Raw genomic sequence first — 20,048 nt, 5'->3', positions numbered from 1 at the left:
AATTGCTCTTTGAAAGTACCTACAGGGGGGTTTTGTTATTGAATAGAGCTAAAAAAGCTTCAGTATTGACAGCGATTGCGCTATTAACAACAACAGGATTAGCAGCTTGTAATACGGATCAAGGTGCATTAGATACACGGTATAATGATAATGCGCGACCTATAGGCTACTATTCAAATGAAAACAGTAATGTAGATAACGAAGGTCCTATTACGGAAATGATGGACGGGATGAATAACAATAGAAACAACGATAACTTCCTAAGAGTGAATGACCGTAATTATAATCGGAACGTTAATAATCCAATAGGTCCGCTTGGTGAGGGGAATAATGCTTCTGTAGGCGATACGCTTTATAACAGAAATGATGCAAATTATCACGGACAATTAAAGAACGTAGGTTATTATAACCGTGATGATAACGAAATTCATCGAAAAGTTAAAACAGCAGTTGAAAAAATAGACAATGTCGAGGAAGCTAATGTTTTAGTTACTGAAAACAATATTTTGGTCGCGGTTGATACAAATGATCGAAATGATGCTGCGATGAAAAAGAAAATCACGAATCAGGTAGAAAAAATGGCTGGTGGAAGAAATGTTGATGTTGTTACTGACGAAGGTACTTTCACGCGCGTTCGTAACATCGACAATGATATCCAAAATGGAGTCGGTCGCAAAACGATTGATGCAGATGTCAACAATTTGATGGATGATATTGGAGATGTGATTCAACGTCCATTTACAAGAAATCGCGACTAAAAAAGCAAGGGGATTTCCCCTTGCTTCTTTTTCTTTCTTTTAAATAAAGAAGTAATAATTGACAATACTTTCACCTACCTTTTTCATTTGATAGGAAATTTCTATATAGCATTCTGACTTAGTCTAATCAAAAGAAGTGAACTAGTTGTACTTCATGATATCGATTTTATCCAATAGCAAAGTACAACTAATTCTTAAAAAGGCCTTTTTTCTAATAAATCGGCAATGCCCCGGTTAATATATAAACAGCTAGGTATATAAATACAATTGGCCAAGCATAAAATATATACTTTTTTTGAAAGTCTATAAAGTTTGTCTCCGTAGAAGCAACTAACATATATAGAGCTGGAATAACTGGTGAAATTAGACGGAATGCCTGTCCCACCATGGAAGCTACAGCCGCTTCGTTAGCGGAAATTCCGTATTGTCCCATAACATCTGACATAACGCCGGCAATCCCAAAGTAGAAAGCATCTTGCGGTAAAAATGTAATTGCAGGTACTGCAATTAACGCGTAGATTGGTGCCATATGTGAGCCTAATGAGTCTGGGATAATAGCTGTAATAGATGTTGCTAAAGCAGTTGCCATCCCACTGCCTGCTAAAACGCCAGAGAAAACCCCAGCAGCCAAAGTTGCCAAAGCTGGTGCTAAAGAATCTGCCGCTAAGTCATCAAGTCGTTCATTAATAAGACTTGATGACTTATAGTTTACTGTAAGGGCAATCGCTGCACCTATACCAAATAAAACACCGCCATGTGCAACATCCATCACAAGCATAACTAAAATAACAAGTGTTAAAATCAAATTAAAAGCATATAGTTTAGGTCTCTTTAATTCAGGATCTTTTAGACGAATTGCGTTTAACATGCTTTCCATTTGCTCTGGAGAAATATCTTTAGCAGTCTTAGGATCAAAGTTTAGGCGTTTTCTTTCTTTTATTCCGATAAAATAAGCCATAGAAATTGCAAATACTTCAGCAACTAGCATTCCTGGCAATAAATTTGCAAACAATTCGCTAATACTTACACCCATTGCTGTGCTTGCAGCAATTGTTGGGCCTCCCCATGGTAACTGATTGAAAATTCCAATAGGGGTAACAATAATTATTGCTAAATAAATTAGCTTAATGTTCATTTGTTTATAAAGATGAAGGAAAGCAGCAACACAAATAATAATAGTTGTAGTAGTATCACCATTCATAGTGACTACTGTCGCAGTTAAAACTGTTGCCATTGTAACTTTCAATGGGTCCCCTTTTGCTTTTTTGATAAAGAATTCGCATAAAGGGTCAAACAAACCGACATTAAGCATTACACCAAAATACAATACCGCAAATAAGATAACAATAGCAGGTGAAATAACCCCAGTAGAAACCGTCCCTGTTTCTTCATCTACACTAAATAAAATACCTTCTTTAATCCATTCAAAGAGATCCAAAAAGGAAGCACCCGTTACAAAGGTTGCAATTGCTCCAAAAACAAACGGAACAATTGTTAATGCCCCGAATACAGATAATTTATTTTTTGAGAGAAGTACAATGAATACAATGATCATTAATAATGCTAGGAATGTTAACATACAAACCATCTCCCGTAAAAAATTATGAAATCAAATTAGTTGTCATTTTAAATAGTTAAGTGTATTACTACATTGTTAAGCTATGGATATAGTAATCTTTTATCCAGAACCTCATCAGAAGGACCAACTTTTAATGAGGTTCTTCTTTATTTTCTTAATGAAACGAACTTGTTTGCTGATTTCTTCATAAACTTTTTCTTTTCATTCATTAGGGAGGTAAAAAAGGCTGAATGAGCTTTGTATGGTGAATACGGGCGTTATCCAAAATCATAGCAATCTTGCCATGATTTTGGATAGCGTTCCAGCACCTTTTGAAGAAAACGGAGGAATGCCTTTGCATTGTAACGTTCTTCTTCTACACAAAATAACTCACCTGTTTCATAATTGAGTGTCCCAATGAGTTTGACACCTTGGTGCTTTCCATTGAACGAATTGATTTCTAAGCTACTACTCTATTTAGAAACTATAGTCTGCATAAAAAAAGTATAAATGGTAGCGCATACAAAAACGTTCATCCTTATAATAATACGAAAATACAAAAAAATAAATCGTTTTATATAGGGGAATAAATTGGTAGGGCAATGTTGCTCAAATGATTTCTTTTGAATCTACACCTCCATTTCCTTCATTTTTGTGTGAGAAGCCTTTTTTCTACTATCCAAGTTATCCAGCTTAAGAATGATCACAGGTGAAAATATAATTTTTTGGAAGTGTATCCAATAATATCACTCCTTTATTTCTAGATTAATGGTGCAAGGGAATAAACAAGTAGAATACCATTGCCCAAATTGTACATTAACGTATGCGTTAGTGTCAATATAACTTTTAGGATATTTAGTTTATTTTTTCACATAACAATTATAAAAAAGTATGTATATATAGGTAGTTTAAATGTGGTAAAGCAATCAATCATAATTATTCAGAACTTTATTTTTAATGAAATGAATAAAAAGTATTGACTTTAATGTATACGTTATTTAATAATTAACCTATAAGATATTCACATTAAGCTGATTCACACGAAAGAGATGTGGATAGTGATAGGAGGTCAATCGATGAGTGAAAAACGTGTTTTTCATCTAGCTGTTATCCCTTATGAAGAAATTTGAAAAGAGATAAACAATATGGTTACATGTGTCAGCTCATTTAGCTTAAGCATCAGGCGGGAAACCTTCTTTTGAAAACGATTTCTTCCTTTGAGAATGTAAGTATTAATTAGAAAATGGACGCTAAAAGATTAGAAAAACTTAAACATGATTCTGTTATTTATGGGTTCACTCGCGTTAGCTAAAGCAATCGATATAGCTGGAACCGGGGCGTTAATAGCAGATTCTATCATTGGAGCTTTAGGTAGTTACCAATTTACTTCCCATTCTACACAAAAAAATTAAAGATAAAAAAGGAGAGTTATTATGAGCGTTATTATGGATAAGGTGCAGCAAAAAGAGAAAATGACTGATTTGATGTCAAAGTTTGTTTCATTGGTTAGCTACAAACTTCCTGATGATGTGGAAAATAAACTGAAAGAGCTAAGTGAAGATGAAAATAATAAGCTTGCAAAAATTATCTACAAAACTATGTTTGAAAACCAGAAGCTAGCTTATGAGTTAAAGAGACCGTCATGTCAGGATACAGGTGTTCTCCAGTTCTTTGTTAAGTGCGGACAGAACTTCCCTTTGATTGGGCAGTTAGATAGTATTCTGAAGGATTGTGTGTATAAGTCAACTCAAGAAACTCCATTGCGACATAATTCTGTAGAAACATTTGATGAATACAACACAGGAAAGAACATCGGTGACGGTTCACCAAGCATCTTCTGGGAAATTGAAGAAGACAGTGACAAAGTGGAAATCTATACTTATATGGCAGGAGGCGGTTGTACCCTTCCCGGAGTGGCGACGGTTCTAATGCCAGGTGAAGGCTATGAAGGTGTGGTAAAGTTTGTACTCGATCGGATGACTAGTTATGGAATTAACGCCTGTCCTCCACTTCTTGTAGGTGTAGGTGTCGGTACTTCTGTTGAAACAGCAGCTATGAACTCTAAAAAAGCTCTTATGAGATCTGTTGGAAGTCATAATGAAAATGAAAATGCTGCTAAGATGGAAAAGCTTCTTGAAGATGGAATTAACGCTATTGGCCTTGGACCTCAGGGACTTAAGGGATCTAAATCTGTCATGGGTGTAAATGTTGTGAATACGGCAAGACATCCTTCTACTATTGGAGTTGCAGTTAATACAGGTTGCTGGTCCCATAGACGAGGAAAGATCACCTTTGATAGTAATTTAAACTATGAAATTAGTACTCACGAGGGGGTAACACTATGAGTAAAAAAGTATTAACCACACCTATAAAAGATGAGGATCTTAAGGACATAAGAATTGGAGACATTATCTACCTAACAGGTACACTGGTTACTTGTAGGGATGTTGCTCACAGAAGACTCATTGAAGAAAAAATCCCTTTACCTGTTGATTTGAAAGGGAAAGCTATTTTCCACGCTGGTCCCATTGTGAAAGATCATGGAAATGAAAAGTATGAGATTATTTCTATTGGTCCAACAACGAGTATGAGAATGGAAAAGTTTGAAAAGGAATTTATCGAAGAAACAGGTGTTAAACTTATTGTTGGAAAAGGTGGAATGGGGAAGAACACCGAAGAAGGCTGCAAGACTCATAAAGCACTGCATCTCGTTTTTCCAGCTGGAAATGCTGTTTATGCAGCGACAAAGGTTGAACAAATCAGAGAAGTACACTGGAAAGACCTTGGAATGCCTGAATCTCTTTGGGTATGTGAAGTGAATGAGTTCGGTCCTCTTATTGTTTCCATTGATGCAGAAGGGAATAACATTTTTGAAGAAAATAAGGTGGAGTTCAATAAAAAGAAGGAAGAACAATATGAGTTAATCAGTAAGCAGGTAAGATTCATCAAATAAGTTATGGAGTTGGTGTGGTCATGCAGGTACTACAAAAAACACAAACGATAGTTCGCTATCAGCAACATAACGGAAAAGTATATTATGGAATTGTTGAAGATGATGAAATTGTACAATTGTCTAGTAATTTTACTGAAATTGTAAACGATGAACTAAAATATGATGGATCAAGAGTTAAATATAGTGATGTGAAGATTTTGGAGCCAGTAGTACCCTCGAAAATCGTTAATTTTGGCTGGACATATGTTGAACACGCAAAAGAGACTGGGGGGAAGGCCAATCTGAAAGAACCGTTTTTGTTTTTAAAACCGATGTCTTCTGTGATTCCAGATCAGGGAGAAATCATTCTCCCCTCAAGTGATTTAACCAAGCAGGTGGAAATGGAGGGGGAGGTAGCACTCGTTATTGGGAAACGTGGCAAAAATATAAGAAAAGAAGAAGCATTGGATTATGTTTTTGGCTGTACGATATTTAATGATGTAACTGCAAGAGACCTTACAAAAACTGATCCCCAGTTTACACGTGGCAAAGGTTTTGATACGTTCGGCCCTTTGGGTCCTTGTATTGTAAAAGGTGTAGATCCAACTAATTTAAGAATCGTTACAACATTAAACGGCAAAGTCGTACAAGAAGGTAATACTAATCAGATGTCACTTTCAATTCCTTTCCTTATCAGTTGGATTTCACAGGTTATGACACTGGAGCCGGGTGATGTTTTGGCTACTGGTTCTCCTTCGGGAAGTTGTCCAATGAAGTCGGGAGATGCTGTGGTTGTTGAGGTAGAGCAGATTGGTAAGCTTTGTAACTATGTCAAATAGAAAATACTATACCGAAAACTAAGGGGTACTAATTCAACACTGGGTTAGTTTATGATAATAAATATTATAATCATAACTGATTTATCAAAATTAAGAATGATTGTCTAACAAAAAAGGGCTGTAGTTGATTTCTGTGAAATCTCTACAGCCTTTCTTTTTTAAAAGGTAAGAAAGCATAAATTTTTTGACTTAATTTTTGTGTCCAGCGCAAGCGTCTAGCCCCTCGAGGTCATAAGCCGCTTGCGCTATTCTTGATTAAGATCGATTCTTATATCATGGAATAGTCGCCTTATTTACCGTTTCTCTTCCGGTAATGGAGGCATAGAACGAAGAGCCTTTAGAATTTCCTTGCGCGCTCTATAGCGATGAGACTGCAACATAGTTCGTACAGCTTCAGGTTCGCCTGCTCGCATGACTGCTAAAATTGCCTTATGTTCAATCACTGACAATGTTGGCTTTGGTCGAAGCCCAATTGTGTATAAGCGTGCGCGATAGAGTTGGTCAGACTGACTGTCTACAATCCCTCTAAGGCGTTGGTTTTGGGCTAAATCAACAATGTAATTATGAAATTGATCATCAAGGTCTGTCCATGTAAGTAGATCGTTTAGTTCTAGTGCCTTTTCTTGTTCTTCAATCAGATGCTCAAGTTGGTTTAACTCTTCGTGAGTAGCACGACTGGTAGCGAGTCTGCCTGCAACACCATCCAGCGCTTCTACTACTTCATAAATTTGTTGAAGATCATTTGCTACAAGTGGTGCAACAATAAAACCACGACGCGGTATGAGTCGTACCCATCCTTCCGTTTCCAAACGGACAAGTGATTCACGTACAGGTGTCCTGCTCATGCCTAGGATTTCTGCCATCTCCCTCTCTAGCACAGTTTGTCCAGGCGGCAATTGAAGGTGGCGAATCGCGTGTCGAACAGCTAGATAAGCACGTTGTGGCAATCGTGACTCTCCATTTACATCTAAAGTGGACAAAAATGAACGAACAGCTAGAGCAAGATCAGACTGATCTAGTCTTTTAACATTAGAATCAGGTGTTTGAGGTGTTTTTTGATTATTCATTTCATTATCACTCATCCCGAAAAGTCTCAAATTTTATGTAACAATATAACCCAAAGCTGTTGATTAGGTTATGATTAAAAAGTTATATTATGACTTTATAAGTAAAATCATAACAGAAAAACGATCACTTCCTCAATCGATAAAATTGAAAAACAGAAAATCTATGTAAAGGTCAAAAGTGATAATGAAAGAAAAATTCCATATTAGCCATTCATTCGCCCAAATGATTGTAGATGAAGCAAAAGAAGTGATTGGAAAAGACATCAACTTTATACAATTAGACGGAGAAATTATTACGAGGTCTGACCCAAATCGAATTCATTCTTTCCATTGTTGCGAACGAGTGAAATGGGGTGAAGGAAGAAAATGTTTGGGAGTATGTAGCAGGGGTAACCTTGTTTTTTTTGGCAGTATAATAATATGGGTTCTAACATAGTTTTGGTGCTGGCACAGCAGCAAGTTCTTTCCGCTCATAAAATTTTCTTTATAAGTGCTTAAGATATGCAAAAAGCTGACAAGAGGTATGCTCTTTGTCATAAAACGATGAGAGTTCTCATTTTGCTTTCATTTAAAAGAAAGCAAAATATGATATGATAGATAGAAATAAAATACGCAGGTGATCGTTATGGAAGAAAACAAACAGATAAAAGAGACAAAAGGTATTGATACTTCAATTATTTATGATTTTAAACAATACCCTGACGAAATAAGCGGCCGCTGTGATAATTGTGGTAATACGTTATTTAAAAGCTCTGTTAAGGATTTCATCTTTCTTCGAGAATGCAGAGAATGTGGAATGAAGAAGAGTATATAATCTTTAATATGGAGAAATCATTAGATCGGATATTGAAAAAAGTCGCTCAAATTTACAAATGAGCGACTTTGGTTTCATTACTTTATTTAGTAGTAAATAAATATCTTACGCCTTTATAAATTAGAATTAATGAGAAGATTAAAACAGTTAATATTCCAACTACTGTTGTAAATGGAGATAAACTTGCTAAGAAAGTATCAGTTAAAGGAACTTCAATTAAAGCAAAGCCTGATAAGATGCAAGCTAAGAATAAGAAAATCCAACTATTCATGGCAATCCCTCCTTTACAAACAATATATGTCCTAGAAGGAAAAGTAGAATGATGAAATGGTCTAGTAAGAATAATTATTTTAGACATGACTTGTCTTAGTAGCAAACTCTAAACTTATTTGAAGGTGGACATGAAAAAAGGTAAATAAAAAAGGACTTCTAATGAAGTCCCTTTTTACTACTTAAATTATTAATTAAGCTTTGTTAACGTTAACTGCTTGAAGTCCACGTTGACCTTGCTCAGTTTCGAAAGTTACTTTTTGACCTTCGTCTAAAGATTTAAAGCCTTCGCCTTGGATAGCTGAGAAATGTACGAATACGTCGTCTCCACCTTCAACTTCGATGAATCCGAAACCTTTTTCTGCGTTAAACCATTTTACTGTACCTTGTTGCATGTTTGTTGCCTCCTACGTGGATAATCCACAATTTATTACTATCCTTGCTCAATTAGATATCAAAGGCGAAAAGTTTAAACACTTATTCTTTCCTTACAGACCGAACAAAAATAATTCTTCTTTATAATAACAGAGTATCTCCGGAATAGCAAATAAGTAATAAAAATTGATAGGTAAAGAGTAAGTTAAAGAATATTATTGGTTAATACTGCTATTATTGGTCACAATATAAAGGTACATCGTCCATTCGTTCATTACATTAATAAATGAGGTGAGATAGATGAGGAAACTTCATCAAAGTCGCATCCTTACCGTTTGTAGTACAATTGCAATAATTTTAAGCTTAATGTTAACAGACGGTAATCAAGAACGTGTTAAGGCAGAGGATCAGGTTATTCAAGAACCTTTAACTTTAGAAGTTGTTTTACAGCGTATATATCTTGATGGGGAGTTAGGTGAGGAAGTTACGTATGAAACCATTTTCTCATTGGAAGATTTAAAGGCTTCTTATGAGAACTGGCAGCTAATTGATCAAAATGAAGAAAAAATTGTTTTTCAAAGAAAGGTAGATGATATCTCACCTCTTTTAAAAACAAACGGTTATTTCGGTATTACTGGTGATGGGACGTTATCGATTTTCAATGGAAAGCCTGAAACAAACGAAGTAATTCAATCTTTTTTTCAAATAGATATAAAAAAGCTTGAAAGTCGAAAACAAGATGAATTAATGCATGGAATTAAAATTCAAACGAAAGATCAATACTTGCAGGTTATTAAAACATTTGAAACATATTCGAAAGCAGAGAAAAAGTAATGGATGCTAGCTTGAAAGATGAAAATCTTTTTGGTTAGCTTTTTTAATTATATCGGAAACTATAAAATTCTTGAACTGTGGATAAGCGCACGACATCCAGCTCCAGCGCCTAGCCCCTCGAGGTCAAAAGAGTCTTATGCTATGCCTGAGGCTGATCAAGGCGCTTCCGCTTTTGTTCTTGGTAAGTTTTTTTACAATACCTAGTAGTTATTTTTAGTGATATGATAGTGAGTAGGAACAATTGTACGTTTTTATCAGACATTGTGATAAAATCCCTTCTGATTAGAAGCTTTTTTTGATACAATGGGGTACAGTCACAAAGAGGTGAAAATAAATGATTGAATTTATCAAAGGATATGTGGACGATGTAACGCCAGAGTACATAGTGATTGATCATCATGGTTTAGGTTATCAAATACATACGCCTAATCCGTTTAGTTATAGTAAAAGTAAACAAGAAGAAATCATGATCTATACATATCAGCATGTCCGTGAAGATCTAATCGCTTTATATGGCTTTCAAACAAGAGAAGAAAAAGCGTTGTTTCTGAAGCTATTAAATGTAACAGGAATTGGTCCAAAGGGTGCGTTAGCGATCTTAGCTTCAGGTAATCCATCACAGGTTATTGAAGCGATTGAAAATGAAAATGAGACATTCCTTGTGAAATTTCCTGGTGTAGGGAAAAAGACTGCACGTCAAATCATTTTAGATTTAAAGGGTAAGCTTGGCGATGTTGCTGCTTTATATGCACCAGATTTATTTACACATGAAGATATCGAAGAAAGACAGACAGCAAACCAAGCGTTGAATGAAGCAATTGAGGCTTTGAAAGTGTTAGGATATGCTGAGCGTGAAATTAAAAAAGTAGTCCCGGCTTTGCGGGAAGAGAGTTTAACAACAGATCAATATATAAAAAAAGCGTTGCAAATGCTATTGAAGTAAGGTGATAAAAATGGATGAACGCCTTGTATCAAGTGAAGTAGATTCACAGGAATCATACATTGAGCAAAGCTTGAGACCCCAGAACTTAGCACAGTACATTGGCCAAGATAAAGCAAAAGAAAATTTAAAAGTGTTTATTGAAGCGGCAAAAATGCGTGGAGAAACATTGGATCACGTGCTTTTATATGGTCCCCCAGGACTTGGAAAAACAACTCTAGCAACCATTATTGCAAATGAAATGGGTGTAAATATTAGAACAACCTCTGGTCCTGCAATTGAAAGACCAGGTGATTTAGCAGCAGTTTTAACAGCTCTTGAACCTGGAGATGTATTGTTTATTGATGAAATACATCGATTACATCGTTCGATTGAGGAAGTACTATATCCTGCGATGGAGGATTTTTGTTTGGATATTGTCATCGGAAAAGGATCTACAGCCAGATCTGTACGTTTAGATCTCCCCCCGTTTACACTTATCGGAGCAACGACCAGGGTCGGTTTGTTAACGGCTCCTCTACGTGACCGTTTCGGTGTCTTAATCAGGCTAGAATATTATAATGAAAAACAGCTTGCACACATTATTGAACGTACAGCAGATATTCTTGAAATGGGCATTGAAAATGACGGAGCAATCGAAATGGCAAGAAGATCACGAGGAACTCCTCGAATTGCAAATCGATTGCTTAGAAGGGTGAGAGATTTTGCCCAAGTCATGGGTGTTGAAACGATTAGTAATGAATTAGCAATAGACGCATTAGAAAGACTTCAGGTTGATAAATTAGGATTGGATCATATTGATCACAAACTTCTATTAGGTATAATTGAAAAATTCCGTGGAGGACCGGTTGGGATTGATACAATTTCGGCAACAATAGGTGAAGAGGCGCACACAATTGAAGATGTCTACGAGCCATATTTGTTGCAAATCGGATTTCTGCAACGAACTCCTAGAGGGAGAATTGTAACGGATCTCGTTTACCGTCATTTCCAAATGGAGGTTCCTGATATTGATAGATTTTCCTAAAGTTTTAATGATTATTGGTGGTTTACTCTTAATCGTTGGATTTTTTATGCAATTTATTGGGAAACTACCTGGTGATATTGTAGTTAAAAAAGGAAATACAACTGTCTTTTTTCCAATTGTAACCTGCATTGTCATTAGTATAGTTCTCTCAATTGTCTTATCTTTTTTTGGACGATTTAAGTAATGGTAGTATATTAAGAAACTAGGTGAACATTTTGAAGGTAGAATTATTTGATTTTCACCTTCCAGAAGAACTCATTGCACAAGTTCCGTTAAAGGAAAGAGATGCATCTCGATTAATGGTTCTTCATAAGGATACAGGTGAAATACAGCATGAGTCTTTTAAGTCAGTTATTGACTTTTTTCAACAAGGAGATTGTCTTGTATTGAATAATACAAGAGTAATGCCAGCTAGGCTTTTTGGAGTGAAAGAAGGAACTGGGGCAAGTATTGAAATTTTACTCTTAAAACAACAAGAGGCAGATATTTGGGAAACGTTAGTTAAACCGGCTAAGCGAATAAAGGAAGGTTCTGTGATCACATTTGGTTCTGGAGTATTAAAAGCAACATGTGTTGGAACAAGTGACCATGGTGGCAGATTAATGAAATTTGATTATGATGGCATTTTTTATGAGGTCCTCGATGCACTTGGAGAAATGCCACTTCCACCATATATTAAAGAACAGTTAGATGATCGTGAACGATACCAAACTGTCTTTTCACGTGAGATTGGATCAGCAGCGGCTCCAACTGCTGGATTACACTTTACGGAAGAAATTCTAGAGCACCTTAAAGAAAAAGGAGTTCATCTTGCGTTCATCACTCTTCATGTTGGTTTAGGTACATTTCGTCCAGTAAGTGCCGAAACGATAGAGGAACATGAAATGCATGCCGAGTTCTATCAAGTAACTGAAGAGACGGCTACACTTTTAAATGATGTACGTTCCAAAGGTGGTCGAATTATTTCGGTTGGGACAACGTCAACTAGAACACTTGAAACAATCGCAACAAAGTATGATGGCAAATTTGCTGCAGAAAGCGGCTGGACTGATATTTTTATTTATCCAGGCTATGAATTTAAAGGGATTGACGGAATGATTACAAACTTCCATCTTCCTAAATCTTCTTTAATAATGCTTGTTAGTGCGCTCGCGTCAAGGGAATATGTGATGGGTGCTTATGAAACAGCAGTTAAGGAAAACTATCGGTTTTTTAGCTTTGGAGATGCGATGCTTATTATCTAAATATAGTTTTATACTTAGTTTTAGTGTCTAGCGCAAGCGTCCGGCTCCTCGAGTCATAAGCCACTCAGGAATTGAAGGTAAAGAACACCTTCTATTCCTGAGCGTCTTACGCTTGTCGGAACTGATCGAGGCGCTTCCGCATTTCGAATAAGGAGGAAAAAAGGTGTCAACATCACCAATTCGTTACGAACTAATTAAAACATGTAAACAAACAGGAGCGAGGCTTGGAAGGGTTCATACACCTCATGGTAGCTTTGAAACACCTGTTTTTATGCCAGTAGGCACGCTTGCAACAGTAAAAACAATGTCGCCGGAAGATTTAAAGCAAATGGGGGCAGGCATTATTTTAAGTAACACATATCATTTATGGCTTCGTCCTGGTAATGAGATCGTAAAAGAGGCCGGGGGATTACATAAGTTTATGAACTGGGACCGTGCGATATTAACAGATTCAGGTGGATTCCAAGTCTTTAGTTTAAGCGATATGCGCAGAATTGAAGAAGAGGGAGTACATTTCCGCAACCATTTAAACGGAGATAAGCTTTTCCTTTCTCCAGAAAAAGCAATGCAGATTCAGAACGATTTAGGATCTGATATTATGATGGCCTTCGATGAATGTCCACCATATCCAGCTGAATATGAGTACATGAAAAAATCAGTTGAACGAACAAGCCGTTGGGCTGAACGTTGTCTACAAGCTCACGCAAGACCGGAGACTCAAGGATTATTTGGTATCATTCAAGGTGGAGAATTTGAGGAATTACGTAAGCAAAGTGCAAGGGATTTAGTTTCGTTAGATTTCCCTGGCTATGCGGTTGGAGGTTTATCAGTAGGAGAACCAAAAGACGTAATGAATCGTGTTCTTGATTATACGGCACCGCTTATGCCAGCAAACAAACCTCGCTATTTAATGGGAGTTGGATCACCGGATTCATTAATTGATGGAGCAATCCGTGGAATTGATATGTTTGACTGTGTACTGCCAACTCGTATAGCTCGAAATGGTACGTTAATGACAAGTGAAGGTCGATTGGTTGTGAAAAATGCTAAATACGCAAAAGATTTCGGTCCACTTGATGAAAATTGCGATTGCTACACATGTCGAAATTATTCACGTGCGTACATTCGTCATTTAATTAAATGTGATGAAACGTTCGGATTAAGATTAACATCTTATCATAATCTATATTTTCTGGTAAACTTAATGGAGAATGTAAGGCAAGCTATCCGGGAAGATCGTTTAGGTGATTTCCGTGAAGAATTTTTTGAAAAATACGGTTTTAATAAACCGAATGCGAAAAACTTCTAAGGCCTGCTTGAAAGGAGGGGAAATAAATGGATATGTTAACAACTGTTTTACCGTTAGTGCTTATGTTTGCAATTTTTTACTTCTTGCTAATTCGCCCGCAACAAAAGCAACAAAAAGCGGTACGTGAAATGCAAAACAGCTTAGAAAAAGGCAGCAAAATTGTAACTATCGGTGGACTACACGGTATTTTAGATTCTATCGACGAAGACAAGATTGTCGTTAAGGTTGGTGACGGTACTCGTATGACGTTTGATCGTCGCTCTATTCGTGAAGTCGTTAAAGACTGATAAATACATACAATTGTGCAAGAGATTTGAATAGCTTTAGGCAAATAAGACGCTCCAAAATAGAAGGTGTATTTCACCTTCAATTTTGGGGCGTTTTATTGATTTGACTTTAATTAACCTTTGTTAATAAAAAAAATTACACCAACTATGTTTCAGAAAGGAGGAATGAAAAAGTGACCTTGCAACAGCTGAAATATGTAATAGAAATCGTTCTTTGTGGCTCGATTAATGAGGCGGCACGGCGTCTATATATGTCGCAGCCTAGCTTATCAAAAGCGGTGAAAGAATTAGAGAAAGAACTGGGTATTGATATTTTTCTCCGTACCTCTAGAGGCATTACACTATCAACGGACGGGGCTGAATTTCTTGGATATGCCAGGCAGGTGGTGGAGCAGGCGGAGTTGTTGGAGCGCCGCTATTTTAACGCTGCACCTTCCCAGCAACTGTTCTCGGTTTCGACACAGCATTACGCATTCGTGGTTAATGCATTTGTGGAAATGATTAAAAAGCATGGTGCACTTGAATATCAATTCACTCTTCGTGAAACGAAAACCTATGAAATTATCGAAGATGTGAAAAATTTGCGTAGTGAAATCGGGATTTTATACCTCAGCTCGTTTAATGAAAAAGTCATGATGCAAATGATGAGGGAAGAGGGCTTGGAATTCCATCCGCTTTTTGAAGCAAAGCCGCATATTTTTGTTAGTGCTCAAAATCCACTCGCGACTAAATCTGTTGTGACGCTCGTAGATTTAGAAGAGTACCCACGTCTTTCCTTTGAGCAAGGTGAATATAATTCCTTTTATTACTCAGAAGAAATGTTCAGTACGATCCCCCATAAAAAGAGCATTCATGTTAGTGACCGGGCTACTTTGTTCAACCTGTTAATTGGTTTAAATGGTTATACGATTTCAACCGGTATATTAAGTACTGATCTAAACGGATCTGACATTGTCTCCGTGCCGCTTGATGAAGACGAAACCATTTCTGTAGGCTGGATTGTCCATAAAAAAACAAGGTTGAGTAGAATGGCCAAAATTTATTTGGAGGAATTAAAGCAAATTATTAATTATTAATTATTAATTATTATGCCGCAACATGATATAGCTTTTAGCTATATCTGACTATCGATTTTATCAGTTACGCCATATGAGATCCCTCATGCTATGATGCAAGCATATTCTACATGATGAGATTGAGAAAGCCATACCACTTATAGTCACACTGTATTCCACTATAACAGGGACAAGTAATCCCTATAGAAGAGTACTAGTTTCGATGTTTTTACTCGGTGCGATTTGTTTTATAGTACTTAGCATGACGTCCAACTTATTGCTACTGTATGTACTAATTGCCATTGGTGGCGCGTGCGCAGTTGGAACACAAAACCTGACGAATCCATATATATCTGAGTTTTATCCGAAAGAGATACGGTCAACAGGTGTTGAGGTAACCGTCGGAATTAGGCGGATTGGTTCAATTCTTGCTCCAATTTTTATTGGGCTGCTTTAGCAACTAACATAGCGCCACAAAGCTCATTTATGGCGTTTGCCATACCAAGTATTCTTGGGGCAATTGGACTTTTATTTGTTCAAGAAAAATACGGTAGTTATGATCAATTAGATGTTTCTCATAATGGAGAAAAGGAATTTGAACAAGGATTTGGTAAAAAAGCACTCTAGTCATATTGGGGTTTATTTCTAATAACAAGAATTTGTAAGTTTGAACTTCGAGAATTTTCCAGCGCCTTATGCTATGCCTGAGGCTGATCAAGGCGCTTGCGCTTTTCTGAAGAGTGGATGGAAATTCAAATTTAATAAAAACGTTAGAAAATGTTAGAGAGCTTGGTGGAAATGATCTAATCCAAGCTCTTTAATCTATTCATTGTCTACGCGCCATAATAACGAGCAGCCGAAAACATAAAAGTTGGAAGTTTCACTTTATTTATTCCTCGATGCTGCTGCATTAACTCCAAATACTCCACCGACCATTGCGACAAGTAAAAAGCCAGCGTGATACAATGTTTGTTCCATTGAAAAAATTTTACCGTGGCCTAAAAATTGAAATAGAAAAATAATCAAGGTATAGATTAGTGCTGTCATACCACCAACTAACCAGCCTTTTTCCTTTCCGTTTCCCCCTGCTACAAAACCTCCAATTAACATTGCTAATACTGATATGCCGAATAGTAACCAGGTAATGGATGATTCTGTTATACTTGTTAATTTTAACAGCAAAGTAAATACTAAGCTTGTAGCTAATGCGATGACAAAAATAGTGATAAGTCCAAAAAGGATGGCTTTTCCCCATTTTTTCGATTCCACTTAGATTACCCCCTTTCATTCGATACAAGTTCAGCTTGTTGCTGCTCGTCTAATTACAAGATATTCATAGAAGAAAAAAATAGAATGAAAATATATTTCGCAGATTAGCAGGTAGTAGCCCTCTTGTTGTTGGATTTTCCACTAAGATTGACATGGATATTGTGATGATAATGTTAAATAGCGGAACTTATGCATATACCTGTAAGAATTTGTGATGAAAGCACTACCTTCTTTTATTTGTCGTTTAGGAAATTATAAAATTCTTGTACTTGTGGATAAGCGCACGACATCCAGCGCAAGCGTCCGGCCCTCTTGGGTCTATGCCTGAGGGCTGATCAAGGCGCTTGCGCTTTTGTTCTGATTATTACTTACATAAAAGCGGGGCAAATGCCTAAACTAATGATAAGTAACTGTAGTCTGGAAGGGAGACCATTAAATGGGATTATATCTAACTATGGCGGCTCGAACGATCGTACTTTACTTCCTAATCGTGTTAATCTTTCGACTGATGGGGAAGAGAGAAATTGGCGAATTAAGTATTTTTGATTTAGTCGTTTCCCTAATGATTGCTGAAATGGCTGTAACAGCTATAGAGGAACATAATGACCCATTATTACATACCATTTTTCCGATGATCCTCCTTATGGTTATTCAAATTACATTGGCATATCTATCGATGAAAAATCAAAAAATTCGTCAATTACTTGATGGGAAACCAACAATTCTCATTAATCGTGGTAAGGTTGATGAGCACGCGATGAGAAAACAACGCTACAACTTTGATGATTTAATGGTCCAACTCCGTGAAAAAGATATTACTAGTGTCGCCGATGTCGAGTTTGCCATTTTGGAGTCTTCAGGTAGTTTGTCAATCATTCAAAAGAAAAAAGATCAAAAAGAGCAGCCAGAGCTTCAAGTTCCACTAATTATTGATGGTCGTATTCAAGAAGAAAATTTAGAAGTCATTCATAAAACTAATTTATGGCTAAGACAGCAACTTCGGAAACTTGGATATCATGATATTAAACAAATCTCCTTATGTACCTTTGGTAAGGGAATATTTTTTATTGATTTAAAGGATGAAAGAAAATAATTGGTACAGAAGTAAAAGATTCATATCTAGTTCTTGTTTATCCCCACCCTTAAGATGAAAGAAGCACCAAAGAAGATAGGTGGGGGATAACTGTCGGGCATTACAAGTCAATTTAAAATGAAAGAATATTATTTTACAGGAATAAATTTCGCAAGATGTCCTCCAATAAATGGAATGCGCTTGATTTCATCTCTTTCAACCAAATTCAACAACAAAAGAAGGAAACAGTACAGAATCGTTGTCACACTAAGTGCAGCCAATAATCGAATGACGTTTGGACTAGTAACTAGAACATATTCATAAAAGAAATACCCAGCAAAGCCGGTGATAACCATCATGAAGCCACTTTTAATATAGTCCTTTACATAGATGGTAAATGGGATGGCCTTCATGACCGTGGCAAAATGCATTGAAGTGACAAGCATCATGCCAATCACGATGGCTAAACTTGCGCCCATGATACCGAGAGAAGGTCTAGTTGCTAAAATGAAAATGAGTGCTGTTTTTACAGCAGACCCTATTAAACTATTGATCATCGCTGCTTTGGCTAAGTCTAAAGCTTGTAAAACAGCTTGTAATGGCCCTTGGATATAATGAAAAATAAAGAAGGGAGCCATCACTTGAACAAAGATTGCAGCTTGGCTGCTTCCATACATCACAACCATTAATGGTTCGGAAAACACATATAATACAACACATGCCAAGCCACCACTAACCAGTGAGAGGCGCAGCGCTTGCTGAACCCGATGTTCTACAAGGTTTAATTTTTTTTTTGCCATTGCCTCGCTAATGGCGGGTACTAAAGATGTAGATAAGGAAAATGTGATGAAAGAAGGGAGCATTAATAATGGCATGGCATATCCTGTAAGTCCACCATATTGTTTTGTTGCAACAGCGGTTGCCACTCCAGCTATCGCTAAACTATTTGCAACAACGATAGGCTCAAAAAACCAGGAGAGCGATCCGATGAATCGACTTCCTGTCGTCGGAAGCGCGATACTCATTAATTGATTAAAAGTTTCTTTCCCATTCTTAACAGACTTGAAAAATTTCCTTCGTATTTTTATTTTCTTTTTTACTTTAAACATTGCTGCTAAATAAATGAGGGAAATCAGCTCGCCAATCACAGCTGAAATCATCGCACCAGCGGCAGCATACTCTATACCATATGGTAAAAACGCAAGTGTAAAGAGAGCGACTAAAGATATTCGTACAACTTGTTCTAATACTTGAGACACCGCAGCAGGCCTCATGTTTTGCTTTCCTTGGAAATAACCCCGGATAACAGATGAGATTGCGATAATTGGGACGACAGGTGCAATCGCTAAAAGTGGGAGTAATGTTCGATCATCTGTAAAAACATTTTCAGCTAGAAACGGCGCTAGTAAAATCATGGTTGGGGTGAAAATGAGGCTTAAAGTTCCAGTAATAGATAATGAAACGACGAGAATTTTTTTAATCTTTCGATGGTCACCCTGGGCCTCTGCTTCTGCAATTAGTTTTGAAATGGCAACTGGCAAACCTAGCTGTGTAATTGTAATAACTAAACCAAGAGTAGGGACAGCCATCATATATAAGCCAACACCTTCTGTGCCAATTAATCGAGCTAAAACGATACGATTAATAAAACCTAGAACACGAGTAGTAAACCCTGCTAAAATTAAAATAAGCGTTCCTTTTAGAAACGTTTGTTTTGACATTCTTCCCCCTGCCTTCTCAAATAACGTGTAATCATTTACAATTACTATATGCACTTCGATAGGCCAAGCATGACAAGTTCTACATAGTTTGTGGATAAAGCATTTTCTTTACTTTATCCTTCATCGATTAAGAGAACCACTTTAAAAGAAATATGACTTTTCACGACCACATTTCAACCAATTAAGAAGGAGTGGATTACTATGGACAAGCAGCCTTTAGATGAATTCAAAGATCAGGTAAGACCGGCAATCGTAAGCAAGTTGGAGGAATTTGCTATATTAGGTTATGAAGAAGTATCAGCAGAAAATCTATGGGAATTCTTAAAAAATAAGAAGTGGAAAAAAACCTCAGAGCTTTCCGTACATGAAGTTGTCCAAGATGTGTTAGCACTCAAAATTGGTGATTTTATGAATTATGCAACGGTGAAATCATATAAAACAGCGAGTTGGTATGATAGTGATGAAGCGAAGAATCTTTTAAAAGGTCTTATGTAGCATCGGTTTTACACTTATTTTTCCAAAGTCATTCAAGGTGATTACATGATATGAAACAAGCAATCATTTTTTATAAATCTTCTTATAAATTTCAGCTCAAAGTAGGGAGAGGAAACCTTCTCCTATTTGACTGGTATATTCCTGAAATTGAATCCCCTCGACTACTCGAGTATAATGGATTA

General features: G+C 36.8%; 24 protein-coding genes and 1 pseudogene. 18 read left to right on the top strand and 7 right to left on the bottom strand.

Going from position 1 to position 20,048, the window contains the following annotated elements; all coding sequences use genetic code 11:
- Positions 1-38: 38 nt before the first annotated feature.
- Positions 39-758, top strand: coding sequence for a YhcN/YlaJ family sporulation lipoprotein (locus tag K9V48_RS03780; protein WP_224137068.1), 720 nt, complete (start codon positions 39-41; stop codon positions 756-758).
- Between the two features lie 211 nt (positions 759-969).
- On the opposite strand, the gene K9V48_RS03775 is transcribed toward K9V48_RS03780, so the two are convergent.
- Together K9V48_RS03775 and K9V48_RS03770 are read right to left on the bottom strand one after the other, a co-directional pair.
- The gene (locus K9V48_RS03775; protein WP_224137067.1) at positions 970-2,337 is read right to left on the bottom strand and encodes a citrate:proton symporter; all 1,368 of its coding nucleotides are present in this window, start codon (positions 2,335-2,337) and stop codon (positions 970-972) included.
- 217 nt (positions 2,338-2,554) lie between these two features.
- Positions 2,555-2,759: pseudogene (locus tag K9V48_RS03770) on the bottom strand (transposase); the annotation flags it as partial.
- A gap of 990 nt (positions 2,760-3,749) precedes the next feature.
- On the opposite strand from K9V48_RS03770, the gene ttdA reads away from it, so the two are divergent.
- Genes ttdA through K9V48_RS03755 form a run of 3 tightly spaced genes read left to right on the top strand, consistent with a single transcriptional unit; the run spans position 3,750 to position 6,087 of the window.
- Complete coding sequence (ttdA, locus tag K9V48_RS03765; protein ID WP_224137066.1) at positions 3,750-4,661, top strand: L(+)-tartrate dehydratase subunit alpha; 912 nt, start codon at positions 3,750-3,752, stop codon at positions 4,659-4,661.
- Positions 4,658-5,269, top strand: a complete 612-nt coding sequence (gene ttdB, locus K9V48_RS03760) for a L(+)-tartrate dehydratase subunit beta (RefSeq protein ID WP_224137065.1) — start codon at positions 4,658-4,660, stop codon at positions 5,267-5,269. The genes ttdA and ttdB overlap by 4 nt, the downstream gene beginning before the upstream one ends.
- Positions 5,270-5,289: 20 nt before the next feature.
- Positions 5,290-6,087 carry a fumarylacetoacetate hydrolase family protein gene (locus K9V48_RS03755; RefSeq protein WP_224137064.1) on the top strand — a complete coding sequence of 266 codons (798 nt, stop codon included), beginning with the start codon at positions 5,290-5,292 and terminating at the stop codon, positions 6,085-6,087.
- 293 nt (positions 6,088-6,380) lie between these two features.
- On the opposite strand, the gene K9V48_RS03750 is transcribed toward K9V48_RS03755, so the two are convergent.
- A complete protein-coding gene (locus tag K9V48_RS03750) occupies positions 6,381-7,154 on the bottom strand; it encodes a GntR family transcriptional regulator (RefSeq protein WP_224137063.1) in 774 nt (257 codons plus the stop codon).
- A 184-nt stretch (positions 7,155-7,338) separates the two neighbouring features.
- Between K9V48_RS03750 and K9V48_RS29650 the strand changes: the two genes are divergently transcribed.
- Positions 7,339-7,590, top strand: coding sequence for a sugar diacid recognition domain-containing protein (locus tag K9V48_RS29650; RefSeq protein WP_224137062.1), 252 nt, complete (start codon positions 7,339-7,341; stop codon positions 7,588-7,590).
- A 189-nt stretch (positions 7,591-7,779) separates the two neighbouring features.
- A complete protein-coding gene (locus tag K9V48_RS03740; protein WP_224137061.1) occupies positions 7,780-7,968 on the top strand; it encodes a DUF8096 family protein in 189 nt (62 codons plus the stop codon).
- 82 nt (positions 7,969-8,050) lie between these two features.
- On the opposite strand, the gene K9V48_RS03735 is transcribed toward K9V48_RS03740, so the two are convergent.
- Positions 8,051-8,239 (bottom strand): hypothetical protein, encoded by a 189-nt coding sequence (locus K9V48_RS03735; protein WP_224137060.1) that lies wholly within the window; start codon positions 8,237-8,239, stop codon positions 8,051-8,053.
- 193 nt (positions 8,240-8,432) lie between these two features.
- Positions 8,433-8,633 carry a cold-shock protein gene (locus tag K9V48_RS03730; RefSeq protein WP_111613822.1) on the bottom strand — a complete coding sequence of 67 codons (201 nt, stop codon included), beginning with the start codon at positions 8,631-8,633 and terminating at the stop codon, positions 8,433-8,435.
- Positions 8,634-8,913: 280 nt separating this feature from the next.
- Here K9V48_RS03730 and K9V48_RS03725 point away from each other — a divergent pair, with 280 nt between their 5' ends.
- From K9V48_RS03725 to K9V48_RS03680, 10 genes are all read left to right on the top strand, one after another.
- A complete protein-coding gene (locus K9V48_RS03725; RefSeq protein WP_224137058.1) occupies positions 8,914-9,447 on the top strand; it encodes a BofC C-terminal domain-containing protein in 534 nt (177 codons plus the stop codon).
- A 334-nt stretch (positions 9,448-9,781) separates the two neighbouring features.
- On the top strand, positions 9,782-10,390 hold the full coding sequence (gene ruvA / locus K9V48_RS03720) for a Holliday junction branch migration protein RuvA (RefSeq protein WP_224137056.1): 609 nt from the start codon (positions 9,782-9,784) through the stop codon (positions 10,388-10,390).
- A 10-nt stretch (positions 10,391-10,400) separates the two neighbouring features.
- Entirely contained in the window at positions 10,401-11,414 is a 1,014-nt protein-coding gene (gene ruvB / locus K9V48_RS03715) for a Holliday junction branch migration DNA helicase RuvB (protein WP_224137054.1), read from the top strand.
- Positions 11,398-11,598, top strand: a complete 201-nt coding sequence (locus tag K9V48_RS03710) for a DUF2905 domain-containing protein (RefSeq protein ID WP_224137052.1) — start codon at positions 11,398-11,400, stop codon at positions 11,596-11,598. The genes ruvB and K9V48_RS03710 overlap by 17 nt, the downstream gene beginning before the upstream one ends.
- 31 nt (positions 11,599-11,629) lie before the next feature.
- Positions 11,630-12,658, top strand: a complete 1,029-nt coding sequence (gene queA, locus K9V48_RS03705) for a tRNA preQ1(34) S-adenosylmethionine ribosyltransferase-isomerase QueA (RefSeq protein WP_224137050.1) — start codon at positions 11,630-11,632, stop codon at positions 12,656-12,658.
- A 163-nt stretch (positions 12,659-12,821) separates the two neighbouring features.
- Entirely contained in the window at positions 12,822-13,967 is a 1,146-nt protein-coding gene (gene tgt / locus K9V48_RS03700; protein ID WP_224137049.1) for a tRNA guanosine(34) transglycosylase Tgt, read from the top strand.
- 26 nt (positions 13,968-13,993) lie between these two features.
- Complete coding sequence (gene yajC, locus K9V48_RS03695) at positions 13,994-14,254, top strand: preprotein translocase subunit YajC (protein ID WP_224137047.1); 261 nt, start codon at positions 13,994-13,996, stop codon at positions 14,252-14,254.
- Between the two features lie 173 nt (positions 14,255-14,427).
- Complete coding sequence (locus K9V48_RS03690; RefSeq protein WP_224137045.1) at positions 14,428-15,330, top strand: LysR family transcriptional regulator; 903 nt, start codon at positions 14,428-14,430, stop codon at positions 15,328-15,330.
- Positions 15,331-15,532: 202 nt separating this feature from the next.
- Entirely contained in the window at positions 15,533-15,766 is a 234-nt protein-coding gene (locus tag K9V48_RS03685; protein ID WP_224137043.1) for an MFS transporter, read from the top strand.
- Positions 15,767-15,795: 29 nt separating this feature from the next.
- Positions 15,796-15,936, top strand: coding sequence for a hypothetical protein (locus tag K9V48_RS03680; RefSeq protein WP_224137041.1), 141 nt, complete (start codon positions 15,796-15,798; stop codon positions 15,934-15,936).
- 258 nt (positions 15,937-16,194) lie between these two features.
- On the opposite strand, the gene K9V48_RS03675 is transcribed toward K9V48_RS03680, so the two are convergent.
- On the bottom strand, positions 16,195-16,578 hold the full coding sequence (locus K9V48_RS03675) for a TIGR04086 family membrane protein (protein WP_224137038.1): 384 nt from the start codon (positions 16,576-16,578) through the stop codon (positions 16,195-16,197).
- Between the two features lie 436 nt (positions 16,579-17,014).
- Here K9V48_RS03675 and K9V48_RS03670 point away from each other — a divergent pair, with 436 nt between their 5' ends.
- Positions 17,015-17,671 carry a DUF421 domain-containing protein gene (locus K9V48_RS03670; protein ID WP_224137036.1) on the top strand — a complete coding sequence of 219 codons (657 nt, stop codon included), beginning with the start codon at positions 17,015-17,017 and terminating at the stop codon, positions 17,669-17,671.
- A gap of 128 nt (positions 17,672-17,799) precedes the next feature.
- On the opposite strand, the gene spoVB is transcribed toward K9V48_RS03670, so the two are convergent.
- Complete coding sequence (gene spoVB / locus K9V48_RS03665; protein ID WP_224137034.1) at positions 17,800-19,371, bottom strand: stage V sporulation protein B; 1,572 nt, start codon at positions 19,369-19,371, stop codon at positions 17,800-17,802.
- Between the two features lie 201 nt (positions 19,372-19,572).
- Between spoVB and K9V48_RS03660 the strand changes: the two genes are divergently transcribed.
- Positions 19,573-19,866 carry a post-transcriptional regulator gene (locus K9V48_RS03660; RefSeq protein ID WP_224137032.1) on the top strand — a complete coding sequence of 98 codons (294 nt, stop codon included), beginning with the start codon at positions 19,573-19,575 and terminating at the stop codon, positions 19,864-19,866.
- Positions 19,867-20,048: the final 182 nt, after the last annotated feature.

The sequence above is a fragment of the Metabacillus rhizolycopersici genome, from assembly GCF_020075705.1.
Note: the sequence above shows the minus strand (reverse complement) of the source record. Positions and strands in the feature narration are given on the sequence as shown.

Coding starts and splice junctions, on each gene's coding strand:
- ruvB (WP_224137054.1), top strand. CDS start 10,401: ATGGATGAACGCCTTGTATCAAGTGAAGTAGATTCACAGGAATCATAC.
- K9V48_RS03730 (WP_111613822.1), bottom strand. CDS start 8,633: ATGCAACAAGGTACAGTAAAATGGTTTAACGCAGAAAAAGGTTTCGGA.
- spoVB (WP_224137034.1), bottom strand. CDS start 19,371: ATGTCAAAACAAACGTTTCTAAAAGGAACGCTTATTTTAATTTTAGCA.
- K9V48_RS03660 (WP_224137032.1), top strand. CDS start 19,573: ATGGACAAGCAGCCTTTAGATGAATTCAAAGATCAGGTAAGACCGGCA.
- K9V48_RS03725 (WP_224137058.1), top strand. CDS start 8,914: ATGAGGAAACTTCATCAAAGTCGCATCCTTACCGTTTGTAGTACAATT.
- K9V48_RS03750 (WP_224137063.1), bottom strand. CDS start 7,154: ATGAATAATCAAAAAACACCTCAAACACCTGATTCTAATGTTAAAAGA.
- yajC (WP_224137047.1), top strand. CDS start 13,994: ATGGATATGTTAACAACTGTTTTACCGTTAGTGCTTATGTTTGCAATT.
- K9V48_RS03775 (WP_224137067.1), bottom strand. CDS start 2,337: ATGTTAACATTCCTAGCATTATTAATGATCATTGTATTCATTGTACTT.
- K9V48_RS03735 (WP_224137060.1), bottom strand. CDS start 8,239: ATGAATAGTTGGATTTTCTTATTCTTAGCTTGCATCTTATCAGGCTTT.
- ttdB (WP_224137065.1), top strand. CDS start 4,658: ATGAGTAAAAAAGTATTAACCACACCTATAAAAGATGAGGATCTTAAG.
- K9V48_RS29650 (WP_224137062.1), top strand. CDS start 7,339: ATGAAAGAAAAATTCCATATTAGCCATTCATTCGCCCAAATGATTGTA.
- ruvA (WP_224137056.1), top strand. CDS start 9,782: ATGATTGAATTTATCAAAGGATATGTGGACGATGTAACGCCAGAGTAC.
- K9V48_RS03670 (WP_224137036.1), top strand. CDS start 17,015: ATGGGATTATATCTAACTATGGCGGCTCGAACGATCGTACTTTACTTC.
- K9V48_RS03755 (WP_224137064.1), top strand. CDS start 5,290: ATGCAGGTACTACAAAAAACACAAACGATAGTTCGCTATCAGCAACAT.
- ttdA (WP_224137066.1), top strand. CDS start 3,750: ATGAGCGTTATTATGGATAAGGTGCAGCAAAAAGAGAAAATGACTGAT.
- K9V48_RS03685 (WP_224137043.1), top strand. CDS start 15,533: ATGTTTTTACTCGGTGCGATTTGTTTTATAGTACTTAGCATGACGTCC.
- K9V48_RS03680 (WP_224137041.1), top strand. CDS start 15,796: ATGGCGTTTGCCATACCAAGTATTCTTGGGGCAATTGGACTTTTATTT.
- K9V48_RS03740 (WP_224137061.1), top strand. CDS start 7,780: ATGGAAGAAAACAAACAGATAAAAGAGACAAAAGGTATTGATACTTCA.